12 protein-coding genes are annotated in these 20,018 nt (G+C 56.9%); 5 read left to right on the forward strand and 7 right to left on the reverse strand.

The annotated features are described in order from the left end of the window. The 6 genes from METMA_RS0103255 to METMA_RS0103280 form a co-directional block, all read right to left on the reverse strand. Positions 1-1,653: a DHA2 family efflux MFS transporter permease subunit gene (locus METMA_RS0103255; RefSeq protein WP_020157636.1), complete on the reverse strand. Its 1,653-nt coding sequence runs from the start codon at positions 1,651-1,653 to the stop codon at positions 1-3. 1,000 nt (positions 1,654-2,653) lie between these two features. Beyond that, a complete protein-coding gene (locus METMA_RS27375; protein WP_020157637.1) occupies positions 2,654-3,274 on the reverse strand; it encodes a PEP-CTERM domain protein in 621 nt (206 codons plus the stop codon). 219 nt (positions 3,275-3,493) lie between these two features. Beyond that, positions 3,494-5,290: a sigma 54-interacting transcriptional regulator gene (locus tag METMA_RS23820; RefSeq protein WP_232216315.1), complete on the reverse strand. Its 1,797-nt coding sequence runs from the start codon at positions 5,288-5,290 to the stop codon at positions 3,494-3,496. Positions 5,291-5,304: 14 nt separating this feature from the next. After that, entirely contained in the window at positions 5,305-5,775 is a 471-nt protein-coding gene (locus METMA_RS0103270) for a low affinity iron permease family protein (protein WP_020157640.1), read from the reverse strand. Positions 5,776-6,645: 870 nt separating this feature from the next. Beyond that, positions 6,646-6,936, reverse strand: a complete 291-nt coding sequence (locus tag METMA_RS0103275) for a chaperone modulator CbpM (protein ID WP_020157641.1) — start codon at positions 6,934-6,936, stop codon at positions 6,646-6,648. Position 6,937: 1 nt separating this feature from the next. Continuing rightward, on the reverse strand, positions 6,938-7,882 hold the full coding sequence (locus METMA_RS0103280) for a DnaJ C-terminal domain-containing protein (RefSeq protein ID WP_020157642.1): 945 nt from the start codon (positions 7,880-7,882) through the stop codon (positions 6,938-6,940). A 260-nt stretch (positions 7,883-8,142) separates the two neighbouring features. On the opposite strand from METMA_RS0103280, the gene METMA_RS0103285 reads away from it, so the two are divergent. From METMA_RS0103285 to METMA_RS25660, 3 genes are all read left to right on the forward strand, one after another. Continuing rightward, entirely contained in the window at positions 8,143-10,560 is a 2,418-nt protein-coding gene (locus METMA_RS0103285; protein ID WP_020157643.1) for a Lon protease family protein, read from the forward strand. Positions 10,561-11,055: 495 nt separating this feature from the next. Next, the gene (gene glgP, locus METMA_RS0103290) at positions 11,056-13,575 is read left to right on the forward strand and encodes an alpha-glucan family phosphorylase (protein ID WP_020157644.1); all 2,520 of its coding nucleotides are present in this window, start codon (positions 11,056-11,058) and stop codon (positions 13,573-13,575) included. A gap of 66 nt (positions 13,576-13,641) precedes the next feature. Then, positions 13,642-14,469, forward strand: coding sequence for a lipase family alpha/beta hydrolase (locus tag METMA_RS25660; protein ID WP_020157645.1), 828 nt, complete (start codon positions 13,642-13,644; stop codon positions 14,467-14,469). Positions 14,470-14,784: 315 nt separating this feature from the next. On the opposite strand, the gene METMA_RS0103300 is transcribed toward METMA_RS25660, so the two are convergent. Further along, on the reverse strand, positions 14,785-15,051 hold the full coding sequence (locus METMA_RS0103300; RefSeq protein ID WP_020157646.1) for a hypothetical protein: 267 nt from the start codon (positions 15,049-15,051) through the stop codon (positions 14,785-14,787). Between the two features lie 291 nt (positions 15,052-15,342). Here METMA_RS0103300 and nifJ point away from each other — a divergent pair, with 291 nt between their 5' ends. Further along, a complete protein-coding gene (nifJ, locus tag METMA_RS0103305) occupies positions 15,343-18,948 on the forward strand; it encodes a pyruvate:ferredoxin (flavodoxin) oxidoreductase (protein ID WP_020157647.1) in 3,606 nt (1,201 codons plus the stop codon). Continuing rightward, on the forward strand, positions 18,945-19,964 hold the full coding sequence (locus METMA_RS0103310) for a dihydroorotate dehydrogenase-like protein (protein WP_020157648.1): 1,020 nt from the start codon (positions 18,945-18,947) through the stop codon (positions 19,962-19,964). Before nifJ ends, METMA_RS0103310 begins: the two co-directional genes overlap by 4 nt. Positions 19,965-20,018: the final 54 nt, after the last annotated feature.

Genomic DNA, 20,018 nt, shown 5'->3' on the forward strand with positions numbered 1-20,018 from the left:
TCAGGGCTCCTCAACCAGCGCTTCCAGGGCGGTTTCACGCACGGCTTGCCGAGGCGGCGGCCGGCGCGCAGGCCCTGCCGGCCGGGCAAACCAGACCAGGGCCGCGAGTCCCAGAAACAGCAAGGCCGAGAGCCGGAACGTGTCATTAAGCCCCAGAATGGCGGCATGGCGGCTGGCTAAACCGGCGAGTTTGGCCGTGGCGATCTGGCCGTGCATGCCGGCCGCATTCAGACTACCGATAATCTCCCTGCCCAAAGTATCGTAAGGTGTCAGGGTTTCAACCAGACGGCTTTGATGGAACGCGGCGCGCCGTTCCCAGATCACGCCGATCAGTGGCGATGCGATACTGCCGCCCAGTACGCGCAGCAGACCGCCCAGCTCCACGGCCTGACTTTGCCGGCGCGGCGTCAGGCCCGACAGGAACAGGGTCGTGAGCGGCACGAACAGACCGCCCAGACAGAAGCCTTCCAGAACCTGAGACCCGAGCGTGCCGCTGAACAGACTGCTGCGCTGGAAAAAATCATAACGGCTGGTCCAGAAGCAAAATCCGGCGAACGCTACAAGATTCAAGCAAGCCAGCAGGCGTGCATCGAAATAATGCACGATCCGGTGAAAAAAGACCGCCATCGGCTTGGCCAGGATCACCAGCGGCAGCAGCACGGAGCCGACCATAAACGAGGTATAGCCGGCCACCGACTGCAGCCGCACCAGCAGAATGGACAGCAGGCCGTACATGAGCAAAAAGCTCGCGCTCAGGACGATGGCACCGATGGCGAAGTTGCGGCGCGCGAACAGGCGTATGTCCAGCAGCGGATGACGCTCGGCCAGTTCCCAGACGATGAAACAGGCCAGGGCCAGCAGACCGGTAAATACCAGCGACATGATCAGGCCGGAGTTGTACCAATCCGCATCCTGGCCCTGGTTCAACGCCGCCTGCAAGCAACCCAGCGCCACGGCCAGCAACAGAAAACCGATATGGTCGAAAGGCAGTTTGACGCGTCTCGATACGCTATCGAACAGCAAGGCCCAGACCAGCGCCGCCGAAACAAGCGGCAGCGGCACATTAAGGTAAAACAGCCAGCGCCAGCCCAGCGTATCGGCGATCCAGCCGCCCGCCGCCGGACCCAGCGTGAACGGGCTCAGCGCGGCCATGCTCCAGAGCGCGACGGCGAAGGCTTTTTTAGGCCCGGAATATGCACTCAGCAACAAGGTCTGCGACAAGGGAATTGTCAGTCCGCCGAAAAAGCCCTGAAAGACCCGGCCCAGCAGAAACCACATCAGTTCATCCGTAACCGAACAAAGCAGTGATCCCAGCGCCATGAGCATCATGGCGGCGATGAACAGGCGCACTTTTCCGAAGCGGGAAGCCATCCATGAACTGACCGGCAAGGCCATCGCCAGGCTGATGAAATAATACGTCTGCATCCAACTGGCATGACTCGGACTGACGCTCAGACCGCCCGCGGCATGCAGACTGATCGACGCGAACGCGCCGGTATTGAAAAGCACCAGCACATTACCCAGCAGCAAGGCGAAATTGAGCAGGAAAAATTGTCCGCCGTTCAGGTGACCCGGATCAGCCCGAACCGCTTTCAGGCTGTCGCGCCTCGTTACAGCCAGGATATCCCGTGCTTTCTCGCTGGCGACACTCATGATGGAAACCTCTCTTTATTAGAATATTAGGATATCTAATAAACAGCATTTTCCCTGCCAACTTGAAAAAATCAAAAAATATCAAATAAAATCAATAAATTAATATTATATTTAAGCTGAATTCCAGCGATAACCGGCAGCGATAGTCACTTGATATCGTTAAATAACGAAATATCGTGAATCGTATTGGGCATGAGCGGATTTGATTTTGTTTGCCGTGAATTAGTTACTTGCGGGGTATAGAGGTCGTGGAAGGCGTATTGCGTAGTGTTGCAATACTGGAATGCACCGGCGGATTTTAACCGGTTTGCAATGCATGAGGTGTTCAATTACTTTCGATCCGGATGGAGCAGATTGCCCGTCCGGAACGTTCGACCTGGCCAAGCGCGGCTGCTTCGCATTGGCGCCTTGGAAATCTTGATTAAAGAAACAAGAGCCTACTAGTCAGTCAATTTAATTATGGCGGTTAAATTGTAGGTGCGAATTTATTCGCACTATTCGCACGCCATGAATACGCTGCAAATTTTACTCGTCAGAACAAGGCTGACTGAGTACTACATTCCGCAGCAAAATTTGACCTAATCAGAATTATTTCAGTATCGATTGTTAATCGGCCTGTTCATTTTCCTTGATTACCAGGCGTTTCAATCTGGCAATTCCTACGGATTGATGCCCTGATACCGTAAAATGAACAGACACATAGGGGCGAACCTGTGTGTTCGCCCTTGCCCAAGGGTTCGCCTTTGGCCAGCGGTTCTCCGATAACCCGTTGTGCCCCCGAAACAGAGCGGACACGCAGGTCCGCCCCTACAATGCATCCGCACGATACAGGCGCCCCCTTTGATTTGTATGAGCCGCATCGCAAATTATTAGGTGATTGCCATATTAAATATTATTCCGGTAGTGGCTGAATTGGCTTCGGAATGTCGGTAAAAGGTTATAAAAAACCGCCTTCCGATGCACGAAAGGCGGCGGGTATTAAACAATAGCCGAGTTGTATCTATGCAGCTAACGGTTGAGCGCGCTTGCGATTGAATCCCAGCAATCCCATTAAGCCGGAACCGAACAGCCAGACAGCGGCAGGAACGGGTACAGCGGAGACATCCGTTGTAATCTGAAATTGTGCTCGCCCGCCTGTAAAATCAAACGTCGGATTACCTGCTCCCACATCGTAACGGATATGAACACTATTATCTGAAAAATTCAATATGGCCGCCAACCCCAGATCCGTGATATTCCCTGATATCAATGATAATCCGGTAATACGCTCGCCTGCGTCGAAAACAATATTAGTGATCCATGCATCGAATGTCTCAAAATCCCATATGTCTTGAGAATGAAGTGTCAATATGTTTGTCAATGGATCCAAATCCATATGGACAACACCGCCACCCCAATTTGATGGATTTTGTACAAAATTGGCCCCCGTTAACTCTTCCCCGGCGCCGACAGCAGCACCGATATTTTCATAGACTAGAGGCCCTGCTCTGTCGCAACAATACGGCAGATCAGATTCAGTTCTGAAATCTCCCGATAAAATTGCCGCCTCAACATTTCCGGTAATCAATAGTACAGTTATCAGCGCAATAGCGCCCCGTAAGCTCTTTATCGTAGTCTTCATGGTTTATCCTGCTTGATGTCCTTGATAGATTGAACATGGTTAAACGCTGGACATATTAAGCGCCTAATCAAGTTGACCGTGAGAAAGAGTATCCTTGTCATACTGACGCCCGTCATCACCCATATGGGTGATAAGCTGAAAAAATAGTTATTTTTTTTTCGATAGAGAAATTTCACCCCGTACGGCGCCGCATTACTGGCCACATAATTGCCCAATGAACTATGAACCGCGCCTGCTTATCCCAAGCTTCAGCATGCGCGAGCGCAAGGTGTTCGGATTCATGCCCAGCATGGCCGCCGCGCCCTTGGGGCCCGAGATCACCCAGCCGGACGCCTCAAGTGTGCGCAGGATATGATTGCGCTCCATCGCTTCCAGGGTGGCCGGACGGTCTGGCGTGGTTTGGGCGTAGGGATTGAGCAATGGGCCGATTTCCAGCACCGGCGTCTGACAGAGGATTACGGCGCGCTCGATCACGTTCTGCAGTTCCCGCACATTGCCGGGCCACGCATACTGCTGCAGCGATTCCAGCGAGGCCGGATCGATGTCATCGATGCGTTTGCCGAGCTTCCGCGCGTATTTGGCCAGAAAAAACCGTGCCAGCAGCGGAATATCGGCCTGACGCTCACGCAGGGCCGGAATATTGATGGGAAATACATTCAGGCGGTAATAAAGATCGGCCCGGAAGCGGCCTTCGGCGACATCATCGGGAAGATTGCGATTGGTCGCCGCGATCACGCGGACATCGACTTTCAAGGTCTCGCTGCCGCCCACGCGTTCGAATTCCTGTTCCTGAAGCACGCGCAGCAGTTTGGCCTGGGCCGCCGCCGGCAGCTCGCCCAATTCATCCAGCAGCAAGGTGCCGCCATGCGCCAGCTCGAAGCGGCCCTTGCGCTGCTGGGTCGCGCCGGTAAATGCGCCTTTTTCATGGCCGAACAGTTCGCTCTCGATCAGCTCGCCAGGCAACGCCGCGCAATTGACCTTGACCAGTATCGCGCCGCTGCGGTCGCTGAGGTCGTGAATGCCGCGCGCGAGCAGTTCCTTGCCGGTACCGGTCTCGCCCAGCAGCAGCACCGGCGTGTCAGTGCGGGACACCATGCGCGCCTGCTCGAAGACGGCGCGCATGACCTTCGAGCCGCTGACGATCTCGCCGAAATTATGCTCGGAGTCGATCACTTCCTGCAGATAACCTTTCTCGAGCTGAAGCTTGCTGAGCGCCTGTTCGGTCAGCCGCCGATCGTTCACATCACGCAAAATCAATGTATTAAGACACTGCCCGCCAGCCTCCAGCGGTGAAAAACTGACTTCGATCGCAAACTCCTCGCCGTCGGCTCGGCGCGCGCTGAGACCTTCCGGCAGCCAGGCCGGTGCCTTGACGGCCTGTTCGTCAAAGCCGAGAAACTGCCTGAACAAAGCATGACAACTCGGCGCGATAAAGCGCTCGACGGGCTGGCCGATGGCCAGATCGGCCGCGCAGCGAAAAATCCTCTCGGCGGCGGCATTGAACAAGGTGATGCGATGCTGCCGATCAATCGCCACGATGGCATCCATGACCGAACCTAAAATGGCGGAGAAGCGCTGTTCGCTTTCCGCCAAGGCCTGCATGGTCAACCGCTGCCCGGTCCGGTCGCGCTGGGTTTCCACGACAGCCACGACTTCGCCCCTGGCGTTGGTAATGGCCCCGGCATCAATGACCAGATAAAGCCTGCGCCCATCCGGCATCGGACACCAGTTTTCCGTATGCAGCGTACCGGTATCCGAAACGACGTCACCGGCTATTTCATAGAGGCTGTCCAGTTTTCCGAGCGAGCGATCGAGCAGCAAGTCGGCAAGACAGGGGCGCGGCGCGGGGTAGAAGCCCTGCCAATGCCTGTCAGTGCCGATCATGTCCTCGGCCTTGAGCCCTGTCAGCCGTTCGCAGGCCTTGTTCCAGATCAGGACCCGGTGCCGGGTGTCCAGAACAAAGGCCGGAACCGGCATGTGTTGCAGCAAATGCTCGGCGAAAGCATCCTTTGGCATTGGGGCCGGCCGCATTATTGAGCGCTTTTTTGTTTAGCCTTTCTTTGCCGCGAAATACGGGCTAATTCCAGATACTGCTTGCGCAACAGCGCGAGCTCTTCTTCTTCCATCTCTTCCAGGTCCAGCAATTCGTCATTGGCGCCTTCGATGACTCGAATCAACTCGTCCAGCTTGACCTGCAGCGCATCGGTGTCACGATTTTGCGTGTGTTGGATCAAGAACACCATCAGAAATGTCACGATGGTCGTGGCGGTGTTGATGATCAATTGCCAGGTATCGCTAAAACCGAACAGCGGGCCGGTGATGATCCACGACAGGATGACCAGTATCGCGATATTGAAGGCGAGCGGTTTGCCGGTCAAACGGGCCCACGAGCGGGCAAAGTGATCGAATCGGGTGTTCGAATAAACCGTATTCTGTAGTTTGTCGACCCACTGATTTACGGCTTTGTTAATAAGCGCTTTGTAGTCTATTAGCTCATTCATCGGATTGATTTCGGTTAGTTGAGGGGCTGTCGAGTGCTGACCGGTAAGTTACGGTGAACAATACACTTCTGTCGCTCAATATTATCTAGTTACAATAGAACGGTCTAGCAGGACTATGACTTGGCTTTAATTTAATTACATGGAAAAATCTCATGCCAGTCGAAATCATGCTCACTGTAGTGGTCACGTCTATTATCCAGTCCGTCTTCGGAGCGGGCGTTTGCTGTTCGGTACGCCTTTATTACTGTTGTTTGGCTACGAATTCCTGACTGTTCCACGGTGAGTCGATCCAGATGGAAAGAGTGATCGATAAACTGACCCAACAATTACATGTGCCCCACGCTGTCAGTTGGACCGCGTTAAGCCATGTCCTGGATGAGTCCCCGTAAAAAAACGGCCGTTAATAAGTTCAAAGACCGAATTTTGAATTGTTGTGAAGGACGGCAATAAATCGAGTGAGCGGCTAAGAATTTGGCTAAAAATGACTTCCTGAAACTGGAATCTTGCATAGGATGAGCTGAGAGCACAGCGAAGCGCATTGCTCGCAAATGATGCGCCTCCTGTCGTCGGCACATCCTATGTTTAAACAGGGACATGATTGACGAACAAATCCTAAATTGCCGGACTGCGTCAATTGCAAAGGGTCGGGCCCCGGTATTTTAGTTGCAATAAATTATGAGTCCATGCCACTGAAATGCAAGCTCATTTGCAGATAATCCGAGCCTTTATACTTAGCGATGCAATCGCCAACTCAGACAGGTAGACCCACGTTCCAGATACTGACGTCTGGTCCGGCGCTTACAGCTCAATCCGGGAAGCCGCGGCATGCGTCTGACGTGGCATGGAAGAACAATAGAACGTTAAATTTAACTATCGCCTCAATCTTTCCATTTCTTCCAGCAAATCCAGGATCAGCGCGCTGCCCGGCAGATTGATGTCCAAATCCTGCTGCAACCTTAAGGCAATCTGCAGGCGCTTCAGGGCGTACGTGTCGAAACGCCAGGTATAAACGGAAGAACCTTCGGGTTCCAGCACGCCTTCTTCCACCATTTCAATGACCTGCTCGGGACTGGTTTTGGCGAACTCGCACAGCTCGACCAACGTAAAGCGCATGCTTTCATCGAGCACTATACCGGAAATCACGATTATCTCATTTTTCATTTCATACCCCCATCGCCGCACGCGGATTCATCGGCATCACTTTGGCCATTTGCTCATACAGGGCTTTTGCTTCATCGGTTCTGGCCGACGGCGTGACGATCTTCAAGGTCACATACTGATCGCCGGCAGGCGTTCCGGGCAGACCGCGGCTTTTCAGGCGCAACTGCTTGCCGGCTTGCGAGCCGGCCGGGACTTTCAATTCGACGGTGCCGCCCAGCGTCGGCACCGGAACGGTGGCGCCCAGGGCGGCCTCCCACGGCGTGACCGGCAGTTCAAGATGAATATCGCGCCCCTCGGCGCGAAAATAACGGTGGGGCTTGAATTCAATTTCCAGATACAAATCGCCGCTGCGGCCGCCGCCGACTCCTGGCATGCCCTGCCCTGCCAGGCGGATGCGCTGCCCGGCCTTGATGCCTTTCGGAATCTTGACATTTAAGGTCCGCACGCTTGAAACCAGGTGGCCTTGGCTGTCTGTTTGCGGTACGTTCAGGGAAATCAGGCTGTCGGCGCCGCGGTAAGCGTCCTCCAGATCGATCTGTATCCTGGCGTGCTGGTCGCTGCCCTGCATGTGCGCCTGCCTGCCGTAGACGCCGCCCCGCCCGGCGCCGAAACCGCGCCCGAACAGCGCCTCGAAAAAATCGCTGAATCCGCCCCCCGTACCGGTGAAGCCCTGCTCGGCACCGAAATCAAAGCCCCAATCAGGCGGCGGCGTAAAGGACTGCCCCTCCTGCCAGCCACGGCCGACCTGATCATAGGCGGCGCGCTTTTTAGGGTCTTTAAGCACTTCGTAGGCCTCGCCCAGTTCTTTGAACTTCGTCTCGGCATCGGGCTCCTTGCTGACATCGGGATGGTATTTGCGGGCCAGTTTGCGGTAGGCCCGCTTTATCTCCTCTGGCGAGGCGTCCCTGGAAAGCCCCATTATTTTGTAATAATCTTTATATTCCATAGTGCGAATCGGCTCCGCTTTAGCATGGGAAAGGGGTAAAGTGAACGTGCCATACAAATGTGGCTATAATGTAAAAGCCCTGCCGGCAAAGGCTCGACAAGCACCAGGCGAGAACTTTTATAAAGCCATAGTTGTCTCTTTATATCATGACATTGCCGTTAGTTGGAGCCTTTATAACAGGGTAAGTTTCTCGTCCCGCCCGGGCATGAAACATTCATAACAACTGATAAAAACCAAGGCTTCCAAGCAAGGTTCATTCTATGAAAAATACACCGCTGGCTCCGTCACAACTTTATAAACCGTGCAATATCGAGCAGTTAAAATTCAATTCCACTGACGAGCTTGAAAACATCGATATCATTGTCGGCCAGGAACGCGCCATGGAGGCGATCAAATTCGGCATCCGGATCAACAAAAGCGGTTACAACATTTTCGCGATGGCGCCTTCCGGCACCGGCAAGTTCACCACCATCAAGCAACTGGCCGAACATGAAGCCTTCCACCGCCCCGTGCCCTCGGACTGGTGTTACGTCAACAATTTCAGCCAGCCGGCCAAGCCGACCGCCATCCGACTGGCGCCGGGACAAGGCAGGATTTTCCGGCATGACATGGAGCAGTTGATCGACGAACTGAGCATCGCCATACCCTCGGCATTCGACGGTGACGAATACCGCTCCCGCGCCGGCGAGATCGAAAGCGAATCGCGCCAGCGGGAAATCCATGAATTGAACCAGTTGCGCGAGGAAGCCGAAAACGCCCATATCCTGCTGACCGAAACGGTCACCGGCTACGGTTTCGCGCCGGCCGATGAAAACGGCGTCGCGCTGACGCCCGAGCAGTTCAACAAGCTCGATAAAGAGCAGCAGCACCAAATACAAAACACGATTTTCAACCTGCAGGAACGCCTGCAGCAACTGCTGAAAAAATTCCCGATCTGGCGCAAGGAAACCAAGCGCAAGCTGCAGGCGCTGAATCGAGAAGTCGCGGCCCTGGCCGTCAACCATTCCATCGACGAGCTGATCGAAAAATACGCCGATCAACCGGACGTCATCAGTTATCTGAATGACGTGCAGAAAGACATCATCGAGCACGTCCGGGATTTCGTTCCGCATACCGAAAAAATGCTGCCGTTTATGGATTTTCAACAGGATTCCAATCCGCTGAAACGCTATCAGGTCAACCTGATCGTCGATTTCAGCAACAAGCGCGCCGCCCCCGTGGTCTACGAGGACCTGCCGAATTACAGCAACCTGATCGGCCATACCGATCACCAGGCCTATATGGGCTCGTTGATCACCGATTTCACCATGATCAAGCCAGGCGCCTTGCATAAGGCCAACGGCGGCTACCTGATCATCGACGCCCGGAAAATCCTGTTTCAGCCGTATGCCTGGGAGAGCCTTAAACGAACGCTGCAGGCCCGTGAAATCCGCATCGAGCCGCTGGAGCGGACACTCAGCCTGATCAGCACCTCGTCCCTGGAACCGGAGCCCATACCGCTGGAGGTAAAGATTATCCTGTTCGGCGATCCGCTGCTGTATTACCTGTTAAGCGCCTATGACCCCGAGTTCCACGACCTGTTCAAGGTGGCCGCCGATTTCGACGTCTCCGTTGTCCGGGAAAACAGCACCCATGAATACGCCCGTCTGCTGGCCACGATTGCCAAGCACGAAAAATTGCGGCCGTTGAGTCCGGCGGCCGTTGCCCGGGTCATCGAGCACAGCTCCCGCATGGCCGGCGATGCCGAGAAGCTGTTGACGCACCTGCGCAGCATCAAGGATCTGTTGACGGAATCCGACCATTGGGCCGAGGAAAACGGCCATTCCCTGATCGCCAACAGCGATGTCCAGAAAGCCATCGACCATAAGATTTACCGGCTCGACAAGCTCAGGGAAAAACTCTATGAGAATATCGATCGCGGCACCGTGCTGATCGATACCGAGGGCAAGGTGACGGGCCAGATCAACGGCCTGTCGGTGCTGCAACTGGGCGAATTCGCCTTCGGCCAGCCGTCGCGCATTACGGCCACGACGCGTCTTGGCACCGGCAAAGTGGTCGATATCGAACGCGAAACCGAACTGGGCGGCGCCCTTCATTCCAAAGGCGTGCTGATCCTGTCGAGCTTCATCGCCTCGCGCTATGCCCGCAACAGCCCGTTCTCGCTGTCCGCCAGCCTGGTGTTCGAGCAGTCCTACGGCCACGTCGACGGTGACAGCGCCTCGTTGGCCGAACTGTGCGTCATTCTGTCGTCGCTGGCCCAGGTGCCTCTGCGGCAGGATCTGGCGATCACCGGCTCGATCAACCAGCTGGGCCATGTGCAGCCGATAGGCGGCGTCAATGAAAAAATAGAAGGCTTCTTCGATATCTGCGTCAAAAAGGGCCTGACCGGCACGCAAGGCGTCATCATTCCGTCCACGAACGTCAAGTTCCTGATGCTGCGCTGGGATGTCGTGCACGCGGCCCAGTCCGGCCAGTTTCATATCTACGCCGTCACCACCGTGGACGAAGCGCTTGAACTGCTGACCGGCATGGAAGCCGGAGTCGTCGACGAGCAGGGCAAATATCCGCCGGCCTCGTTCAACGGCAAGGTCGAAGCCCAGCTGTTGCAATTTACCTCGCTGAACAAGGAATTCCACCTGAGGGCCGAGAAGGAATCGTCGAAAAATAACGAAAGCTAGGAGGCTGTCGGATTTAATTATGACGGGTAAATTGTAGGTGCGAATTCACTTGTGCCCTTCAGGGTATTCGCACTGTGCGGATACCGTACCCATAGGGCATAAATAAATCCGCACCTACACCGGAAATTCATCCGCGCACTTGAGGAAGTTATTTTATGCGCGTTCCTTAGTATGCATTCCCACGCAGGAGAGACTGTGAAAGTATTCAATTTAAAAGATTTAACCACGAAGGACACGAAGCACACGAAGTTTTAAGTTATTGATTAATTTTATTTTTTCTTCGTGTCCTTCGTGATCTTCGTGGTGAATAAGGCTTTTTATGACGCTTTTCACTAATTCTTTCACAGTCTGAGGAGCGTGGGTACGAGTATATCTGGCCGGACGTGTATTGGCCGAGCCCCTGGATCCCATGGTCCTCCGTGGGATCCGATACCCAGGCGCGAAGTACACTTGTCCTATATTCTTACACTGCCGTTCTTATGGAGCCCGTAACACATGACCATCCCCAAATATTTTCGCCCCGATATGGAACAGAAACTCGACGGATTGAGCGATCTGGCCCGGGATTGCAGTTACTCCTGGGTCCATGGCGCTGATGAGATATGGCGCGAGCTGGATGCCGAATTCTGGGCGCAAACCCGCAACCCCTGGCTGGTGTTGCAGGCTATATCGCGCGCGCGCCTGGAAGACCTGTCGCAAAACGAAGCCTTCTGCGAGAAGCTGCGCACCATCGTTTCGGCCCATCGCCAGGCCTTGTCGGAACAGCGCTGGTTCCAGACCAAGAAGCGGCAGGACATCGCCCTGCGGAAAATCGCCTATTTCAGCATGGAATTCGGTCTCAGCGAGGCCCTGCCCATTTATTCGGGCGGGCTCGGCCTGCTGGCCGGCGATCACTTGAAGGCCGCCAACGACCTGGGCCTGCCGTTGGTAGGCGTCGGCCTGCTCTACCAGAAAGGCTATTTCCGCCAGGCCTTCGATGCCGACGGCAACCAGATCGCCCTTTATCCGTCCAGCGAAACCAGCGACTTGCCGGTTTGCCCCGTGCGCATCAATCATGGCGAATGGCTGCGCATACAGTTGTTGACGCCGTCCCGTTTATGGGTGCGGGTATGGCAGGCACAGATCGGCCGCATCAAACTGTATTTGCTCGATTCCAACGATCCGGCCAATCATCCGGTGGACCGCTGCATCACGGCCGAGCTGTACGGCGGCGAGTCCGAATACCGGCTGTCGCAGGAGATCCTGCTGGGCATCGGTGGCTGGCAGGTTTTGCAGGCACTGGGCATCACCCCAGAAGTCTGCCATCTGAACGAAGGCCATGCCGCGCTGCTGGTGCTTGAGCGCGCGCGTCATTTCATGAACGCGCATCGCGTCGATTTCGCGACGGCCTTGACGGTAACGCGCGCCGGCAACCTGTTTACCACCCATACCTCGGTCGAGGCCGGCTTTGACCGGTTCAGCCCCGAATTGATCAAGAACAGCCTGGGCCTTTATGCCAAGGCCCTGAATATCGACCTCGATACCTTGCTGGCTCTGGGGCGAAATCCCGGCGACAACAACCCGGCGGCGCCTTTCAACATGGCCTGTCTGGCCATCCGCGGCAGCGCCGCCGTCAATGGCGTCAGCCGCTTGCACGCCGAGGTCAGCCGGAATATTTTCCTCCCCTTGTTTCCAGGCTGGCCGAAATACGAAATCCCGGTCACCCATGTCACCAATGGCGTCCATGTGCCAGCCTGGGATTCCATGGAAGCCGACGAGCTCTGGACCAATTTGTGCGGCAAGAACCGCTGGTTTTGCGATCCGGATCATCTGGCCGCCCAATTCCGCCACGTCAAGGACCACGACCTCTGGAATTTACGCGCCCAGAACCGTTCCCGGCTGGTGCAGTTCGTCCGCGACGAGTACAGCCGGGAACTGAACGTGCACAGCACCTTATCCGACACCGAACTGGAAGATCTGGTGTTGCGCCTGTTCGACCCGAACGTATTGACTATCGGCTTTGCCCGCCGTTTCGCCACCTATAAAAGACCCAACCTGCTGCTGACCGATCCCGAACGGCTGGCGCGCCTGTTGACCGATCCTCACAGGCCCGTGCAGCTGGTCGTCTCCGGCAAGGCGCATCCGGCGGACCTGCCGGGCCAGCGCTTGATCAAGGCCTGGCACCAGTTCATACGGCGGCCGGAAATCCGCGAACGCGCGATCTTCCTGAGCGATTACGACATGATCACCGCCGAATACCTGGTGCAAGGCGTCGACCTGTGGATCAATACGCCAAGGCGCCCCTGGGAAGCCTGTGGCACCAGCGGCATGAAAATCCTGGTCAACGGCGGCCTGAATCTGTCCGAGCTGGACGGCTGGTGGGCCGAGGCCTACCGGCCGGAAGTCGGCTGGGCGCTGAACGGGCACGAAGCCGAGCACACCGATGCCCAGCAGGCCGACATGTTGTACGGCCTGCTGGAAAACGAGATCGTCCCGGCTTTCTACCGGCGCAACGACAGCGGCATTCCCGAGCGCTGGGTAGCCAAGATGCGCGAGAGCATGACCACCTTGACGCCTTATTTCTCCGCCAACCGCATGGTGCGCGAATATACCGACCGTTTTTATCTGTCCCTGGCGGATCAATATCAACGCCGCGCCGCGAACGGCGCCCGGTCAGGCCGAGACCTGGCCCGCTGGCTGGCCCGCCTGAATGACCTGTGGCCAAAAATTCACGTCGCCCATGTCGAAATCGAAAACAGGGAGAGCGTATATTCTTTCAGGCTGCAGGTTTATCTGGGCGATTTAACGGCACAGGATGTCAAGGTCGAACTATTCGCGGAACCGACCTACGGCGATGCCGATAATATTTATGAAATGCGTATCGACCATGAACTCCCCGGGGCGGTCAACGGTTTCGTCTACAGCGTCGAGATCCCGGCCAAGCGGCCGATTTCGGACTATACGCCCAGAATCATACCCAGCCATCCCGACGTCAGCGTGCCTACGGGAGCCCAGCCTATTTTATGGGTGAAATGAGCGAGCATGCCGGCTTTACAGGACTCCCGTTAAGGGGCTCGTCACAATAATCTGTTGAGGTGCAATATGAACATCGTCCTGACCCATGGCCTGCTCGGGTTTGATACCCTGCCTGTTTTACAAGTCGACTACTTCAACGGCATCAAGGAGCATCTGGAACGCCGGTTTCAGGCGCGGGTGCGGGTCACCCAAGTGCCTCCGATCGGCGGCATTGACGTGCGCGGCGAGGAATTGAAGCGGCAGATTCTCGAGGCGCTGGGCCAGACCGGCGCGCCGTCCGTACTGAATCCGGACGAGAAAGTCCATATCATCGCCCATAGCATGGGCGGACTGGACGGCCGCTACCTGCTGTCGCCGGCCAATCCCGGCAATATCGCCGATCAGGTCTGCTCGCTGACCACCATCGGCACGCCGCATCAAGGCTCGCCGCTGGCCGATCTTTGTGAATCATTCGCGGACGGCGAATCGGAAATACCCTTAATGGGCGCCATCGAAGGCGTCATTCGCGACATAGCCGATAAATTCCATTGGCTTGATGCTTTGCACGATTTAACCGCGGAATCCATGCGCGAATTCAACGACACCTATATCGACAACCCGCGGCTGAATTATTTCTGCGTGGCCGGCAGCGGGCGCGAGGGCCCTTTAAAGACCTGCAAGCTGTTGCTGCCCGCCTATCGCTACATCGCCAAAATCACCGGGGGGGACAATGACGGCATGGTGCCGGTTTCCTCGGCCCTGCCTGTCGGGTGGGAAGCTATTGCCCCGCCCTGGCCTGCCGACCATTTCGATGAAATCGGCCATGATCTGGATGAGGGCGTGCATGGCAAGCCCGCTCATTTCAATTACCTGCGCGGATATGAGGACATTGTGGAGCGTGTGCGAAACTGTTAGCCGGATCGGTACTGGCGGTTGTTTCGGCAACCTCGTGGGGGCGAACCTGTGTGTTTGCCCTTGCTCAACGGTTCACCCTCGGCCAATGGTTTGCCGCTGATCCGTGTGCACCGGAAACAGGGCGGACACGTAGGTCCGCCCCTACGGTGTGCACCCTCGGCCAATGGTTTGCCGATGATCCGTCGTGCACCCGAAACAGGGCGGACACGCAGGTCCGCCCCTACAATGCAACCGTACGATACATCTCCCTTTGATTCGAATGGGCCGCATCGCAAGCTTCGGCCAGGCACCTGTCCATGCTTATCGGCCAAAAGATTATTTCGACAACCTTGCCCTGATCCGGTCATAGGTTGCTTTCAATTCCTCGCCGACTATTTTTGTCTTTTCGATAAATTCTTCCGAAGTTTCCACCGTATCATCGGAGATGTCGGCCGCTTTCCGGGTAAACGCGTTCCAGTTTTTTTCAACGTTCTCAAATTCGTCCCTGGCTTCCATGGAACCTAAATGCAGTTTCAATTTAATTTCATCGCGCTCGGTTTTTAAGGATTCAAGCAGGTTTTCAAAGTCTTCTTTTAATGCCATGACACACCTCTGTTTTTTGTTTTATTTAACACATTGTGGAACAGTCTTCGGTAAAAAATTAAGCTGTCTTTGAGGCTAAGACAGAGCCCCTCAAATTCTGTTCATTCCTCAAGCATTTAAGCTATGCTTGGGTGCGAAGAACCAATGTTTGTATGGCCGTTCCGGGAAATAGCGGCTAATATCCTGTTTTCCGGCTGTTATCAGGAATCAATTGAGGCAACTTACTATCGAACAGTTGCGACAGAACCCTGATTGGTTCTGAAACAGCAGTTATTTGCAAGGGGATGATTGATGTCAAAAGCAAGCACTATCACGATTGACGGCAATGAAGCAGCCGCGCGGGTCGCGTATCTGACTAATGAAGTCATCGCGATCTACCCGATTACGCCGGCCTCGCCGATGGGGGAGTTGTCCGACAGTTGGGCTTCGGAAGGACGCAACAATATCTGGGGCGCGCAGCCGCAGGTCATTGAAATGCAAAGCGAGGGCGGCGCGGCCGGCGCCGTGCACGGGGCCTTGCAAAGCGGCGCGCTGACCACGACATTCACAGCCTCGCAGGGATTGCTGCTGATGATTCCGAATATGTACAAGATTGCCGGCGAGCTGACGTCAACGGTTTTCCATGTCGCGGCCCGCACGCTGGCGACGCATGCCTTGTCGATTTTCGGCGACCATAGCGACGTGATGGCGGCCCGGACGACGGGCTTCGCGTTTCTGTCGGCCAATTCGGTGCAGGAAGTCATGGACTTCGCCCTGATCGCCCAGGCGGCAACGCTGGCCGCGCGTATTCCCATCCTGCATTTTTTCGACGGCTTCAGGACCTCGCATGAAATCGCCACGATCGAGCCTGTCGACCAGGCGACGGTGCGCGCCTTGATCGATGAGAACCTGGTCGACCTGCACCGCCGGCGCGCCTTGTCGCCGGACCATCCGGTCCTGCGCGGCAGCGCCCAGAATCCCGATGTGTTTTTTCAGGCGCGGGAAAGCGCCAATCCGTATTACCAGGCCATGCCCGGCATCGTTCAGGCTGCCATGGACCGTTTCGCCGAATTGACCGGCCGCCATTATCATCTGTTCGACTACGTCGGGGCCGAGGAGGCCGAACGGGTCATCGTGCTGATGGGCTCCGGGGCCGAAACCGCCGAGGAGACCGTCCGCCACTTAACCGCGCACGGAGAAAAAGTCGGCGTGCTGAAAGTCCGGCTGTTCCGCCCGTTCGCCGCCGAGGTCTTGATCGACGCCTTGCCGGCCACGCTGCGCAGTCTGGCGGTGCTGGACAGGACCAAGGAGCCCGGCGCCGATGGCGAACCGCTATACAAGGATGTCCTGACCGCTATCATGCAGAATTATCTGGGCGGCAATCCCCGGTTTGAGCACTTGCCCAAAATCGTCGGCGGCCGCTACGGCCTGTCCTCGAAGGAATTCACGCCGGCCATGATTAAAGGCATTTTCGATGAATTGGCCAGGGAGCGGCCCAAGCACCCGTTCACGGTCGGCATCATCGACGATGTCACCCATACCCATCTGGCCTGGGACCCGTCGTTTCGCACCGATGCCGCCCAGGCCACGGTCAGCGCGGTTTTTTTCGGACTGGGCAGCGACGGCACGGTCAGCGCCAACAAGAATGCCATCAAGATCATCGGCGATAAAACGCCGCTCAATGCCCAGGGCTATTTTGTCTACGATTCCAAAAAAGCCGGTGCCGTCACAGTCTCGCACCTGCGTTTCGGGCCCGAGAAAATCCGTTCCAGCTATCTGATCGGCGACAACGACGCGCGCTTTGTCGCCTGCCATCAATCGGTGTTTCTCGAGCGCTACCCGATGCTCGACAAGGCGGCACCGGGCGCGGTATTCCTGCTGAATACCCCGGTTGCCGCCGAGCAGGCCTGGAACAGCCTGCCGCGCCGTTTCCAGGAGGCCATGATCGAGAAAAACATCGCCTTTTACGTGATCGACGCCTACGAAATCGCCAGAACATGCGGTTTGGGACGGCACATCAATACCGTCATGCAGACCTGCTTCTTCGCGCTGTCCAATATCATGCCGCTGGATGAAGCGCTGGACGCGATCAGGGAAGCCGGGCGGAAAACCTACGCCAAGGCCGGCAAGCGCATACAGCAGGCCAATCTTGACGCGATCGACGCGGCGCTTAGCCAATTGCATCAGGTCCCGGTGCCCGCGCAGGCGACCGGCGCGATCGAAATGCCGCCCGCCGTGGCCGCCGACGCGCCGGATTATGTGCAGCGCCTGACCGCCGAGATGATGGCCGGGCGCGGCGACTTCCTGCCGGTCAGCCGCTTTGCCGCCGACGGCACCTTTGAAACCGGCACCGCCGCCTTCGAAAAGCGCAATCTGGCCCTGGAGATCCCGGTCTGGGAGCCCGATATCTGCATCCAGTGCGGCAAGTGCGTGTTTGTCTGCCCGCACAGCGTGATCCGCAGCAAGCTGTTTACCGCCGACAGCGTCGAAAACGCGCCGCCGACGTTCAAATCCGTGCCGGTCAAAAGCAAGGCCTTCGGCGGCGATCTGTTGATCAGTTATCAGGTCGCGCCCGAAGACTGCACCGGCTGCACCCTGTGCGTGCAGGTCTGCCCGATCCGCGATCGCGACAACCCCGAGCGCAAAGCCGTCAATATGGCGCCGCAGCCGCCTTTGCGCGTCCAGGAGCGCGAAAACTGGGACTATTTCCTGAAAATTCCGGAGCCGGACCGCCGCCTGCTGCACCACAATAAGCTGCCTGAAGCCATGCATCTGCAGCCTCTGTTCGAATTTTCCAGCGCCTGCGCGGGCTGCGGCGAGACCCCGTATCTGCGGCTTGCCAGCCAGCTGTTCGGCGACCGCATGGTGGTCGCCAACGCGACCGGCTGTTCGTCCATCTATGGCGGCAACCTGCCGGCGACGCCGTGGGCTAAAAACGCCGAAGGGCGCGGCCCCGCCTGGTCCAATTCGCTGTTCGAGGACAATGCCGAATTCGGTCTGGGCATGCGCGTTGCCATCGATCAGCAGACCCAGTACGCGCGCGAGCTGCTGCAGGGCTTGCGCGATCCGGTTGGGGCGGAACTGGCCGACGCGATTCTCGGGGCCGATCAAAGCGACGAGGCCGGCATCTATGAGCAGCGCCAGCGCGTCAGCGAGCTGAACCGGCGGCTGCCGGCGCTCGCCAACGATGCGGCGGAGCGTCTGCTGAAGGTATCGGAAAACCTGGTCAAGCGCAGCGTCTGGATTATCGGCGGCGACGGCTGGGGCTATGACATCGGCTTCGGCGGCCTGGACCATGTGTTTGCCGCCGGCCGCGATGTGAACATCCTGCTGCTCGATACCGAGGTGTATTCGAACACCGGCGGACAGACCTCCAAGGCCACGCCCCGGGGCGCCGTCGCCAAGTTCTCGGCCGCCGGCAAGGCCACGCCCAAGAAAGACCTGGCGCGTCTGGCGATGGATTACGAGCAGGTTTACGTGGCCCAGGTCGCCTTTGGCGCCAAGGACATTCAGACCCTGCACGCGTTTCTGGAAGCCGAATCCTATCCGGGCACTTCGCTGATTATCGCCTACAGTCCCTGTATCGCGCACGGCGTCGACATGTCGAACAACCTGCGGCAGCAGGACCTGGCGGTGCGCAGCGGCCACTGGCCATTATTGCGTTTCGATCCGAGGCGGGCGGCGCAGGGACAGAATCCGCTGCTTCTCGACAGCCAGAAACCGTCCATCCCCTATCGCGACTTCGCCATGACCGAAGCGCGTTTCAGCGTCCTCGGCCGCACGCACGCCGAGCATTCGGAACGCCTCATGCAGCAGTCGCAACGCGATGTCAACAACCGTTACCGGCATTATCGCCTGCAGGCCGAGCAATCGTTCGCGCAGCCAGCCAACACCCAACAGGAGTCTGACCGATCATGAGCAGCATAGACCTGAGCACAAACTACATGGGGCTTAAACTGGCCAACCCGCTGGTGCCTTCCGCCTCGCCCCTGACGCGCGGCCTCGATTCGGCGCGCCGCCTGGAAGACGCCGGCGCGTCGGCCGTGGTCATGTACTCGCTGTTTGAGGAAGAACTGCGCTACGAGGAAAAGATGACGGAGCGCTTTCTGATTCACCAGACCATAGGACATCCCGAAGCCGACAGTTTCCTGCCTTTCGACAGTCATTTTCAACAGGGGCTGGATCAGTACCTGGAGCATCTCGGAGCCCTGAAAGATACGCTGAATATCCCGGTCATCGCCAGTCTCAACGGCATTTCCCTGGACGGTTGGGTGGAAAACGGCAAATTGCTCGAAGATGCCGGTGCCGATGCGCTGGAGCTGAATGTCTATTACCTGGACACGGATCTCTATGAATCCAACATGGATGTGGAAAACCGCTATCTGGAACTGTTGCGGGCATTGCGCCGGCAGGTCAATATTCCTATCGCGATGAAGCTGTCTCCCTATTTCAGCGCACTGCCGCATTTTATCAGGGAACTGGAAAACGAAGGCGCCGATGCCGTGGCGCTGTTCAATCGTTTTTACCAGCCCGATATTGATATCGACAACCTGCAAATCATCCCGCAACTGCACTTATCCACCTCCGCCGACGCGCTGCTGGCCATGCGCTGGATCGCCATTCTCTACGGCCGGGTCAAACTGTCGATGGCCGCGACCGGCGGTGTGCACACGGCCGACGACGTCATCAAGCTGCTGTTGTCCGGCGCCGATGTCACGCACTTATGCGCCACCCTGCTGCTGCACGGGCCGGAACAGCTGACGCGCATCAAAGCCGGCCTGACGGCCTGGATGGAGCAGCATGAATACGCCTCGGTCAAGGACATGAAAGGCCGTTTAAGCCAGCAGTTTTGTCCCGATCCCAAATCGTTCGAACGTACCAATTACCTGGCCGTGCTGGACAGCTACAGTTCGCCGGCGGGGATGCGGCGTTGATTCCGGATTTGCCTGATAAAGGGTGTCGCAAGCGGGATTGACTCAGACACCTGA

Source organism: Methylobacter marinus A45, from assembly GCF_000383855.1.
In the GTDB taxonomy this organism is placed as follows: domain Bacteria; phylum Pseudomonadota; class Gammaproteobacteria; order Methylococcales; family Methylomonadaceae; genus Methylobacter; species Methylobacter marinus.

What these genes read in the sequence shown, in the direction of transcription:
- METMA_RS0103310 (WP_020157648.1), top strand. Translation starts at nt 18,945, where the DNA reads ATGAGCAGCATAGACCTGAGCACAAACTACATGGGGCTTAAACTGGCC.
- METMA_RS0103270 (WP_020157640.1), bottom strand. Translation starts at nt 5,775, where the DNA reads ATGAATGAGCTAATAGACTACAAAGCGCTTATTAACAAAGCCGTAAAT.
- glgP (WP_020157644.1), top strand. Translation starts at nt 11,056, where the DNA reads ATGACCATCCCCAAATATTTTCGCCCCGATATGGAACAGAAACTCGAC.
- METMA_RS0103285 (WP_020157643.1), top strand. Translation starts at nt 8,143, where the DNA reads ATGAAAAATACACCGCTGGCTCCGTCACAACTTTATAAACCGTGCAAT.
- METMA_RS0103255 (WP_020157636.1), bottom strand. Translation starts at nt 1,653, where the DNA reads ATGAGTGTCGCCAGCGAGAAAGCACGGGATATCCTGGCTGTAACGAGG.
- METMA_RS0103275 (WP_020157641.1), bottom strand. Translation starts at nt 6,936, where the DNA reads ATGAAAAATGAGATAATCGTGATTTCCGGTATAGTGCTCGATGAAAGC.
- METMA_RS23820 (WP_232216315.1), bottom strand. Translation starts at nt 5,290, where the DNA reads ATGCCAAAGGATGCTTTCGCCGAGCATTTGCTGCAACACATGCCGGTT.
- METMA_RS0103280 (WP_020157642.1), bottom strand. Translation starts at nt 7,882, where the DNA reads ATGGAATATAAAGATTATTACAAAATAATGGGGCTTTCCAGGGACGCC.
- METMA_RS27375 (WP_020157637.1), bottom strand. Translation starts at nt 3,274, where the DNA reads ATGAAGACTACGATAAAGAGCTTACGGGGCGCTATTGCGCTGATAACT.
- METMA_RS0103300 (WP_020157646.1), bottom strand. Translation starts at nt 15,051, where the DNA reads ATGGCATTAAAAGAAGACTTTGAAAACCTGCTTGAATCCTTAAAAACC.
- nifJ (WP_020157647.1), top strand. Translation starts at nt 15,343, where the DNA reads ATGTCAAAAGCAAGCACTATCACGATTGACGGCAATGAAGCAGCCGCG.
- METMA_RS25660 (WP_020157645.1), top strand. Translation starts at nt 13,642, where the DNA reads ATGAACATCGTCCTGACCCATGGCCTGCTCGGGTTTGATACCCTGCCT.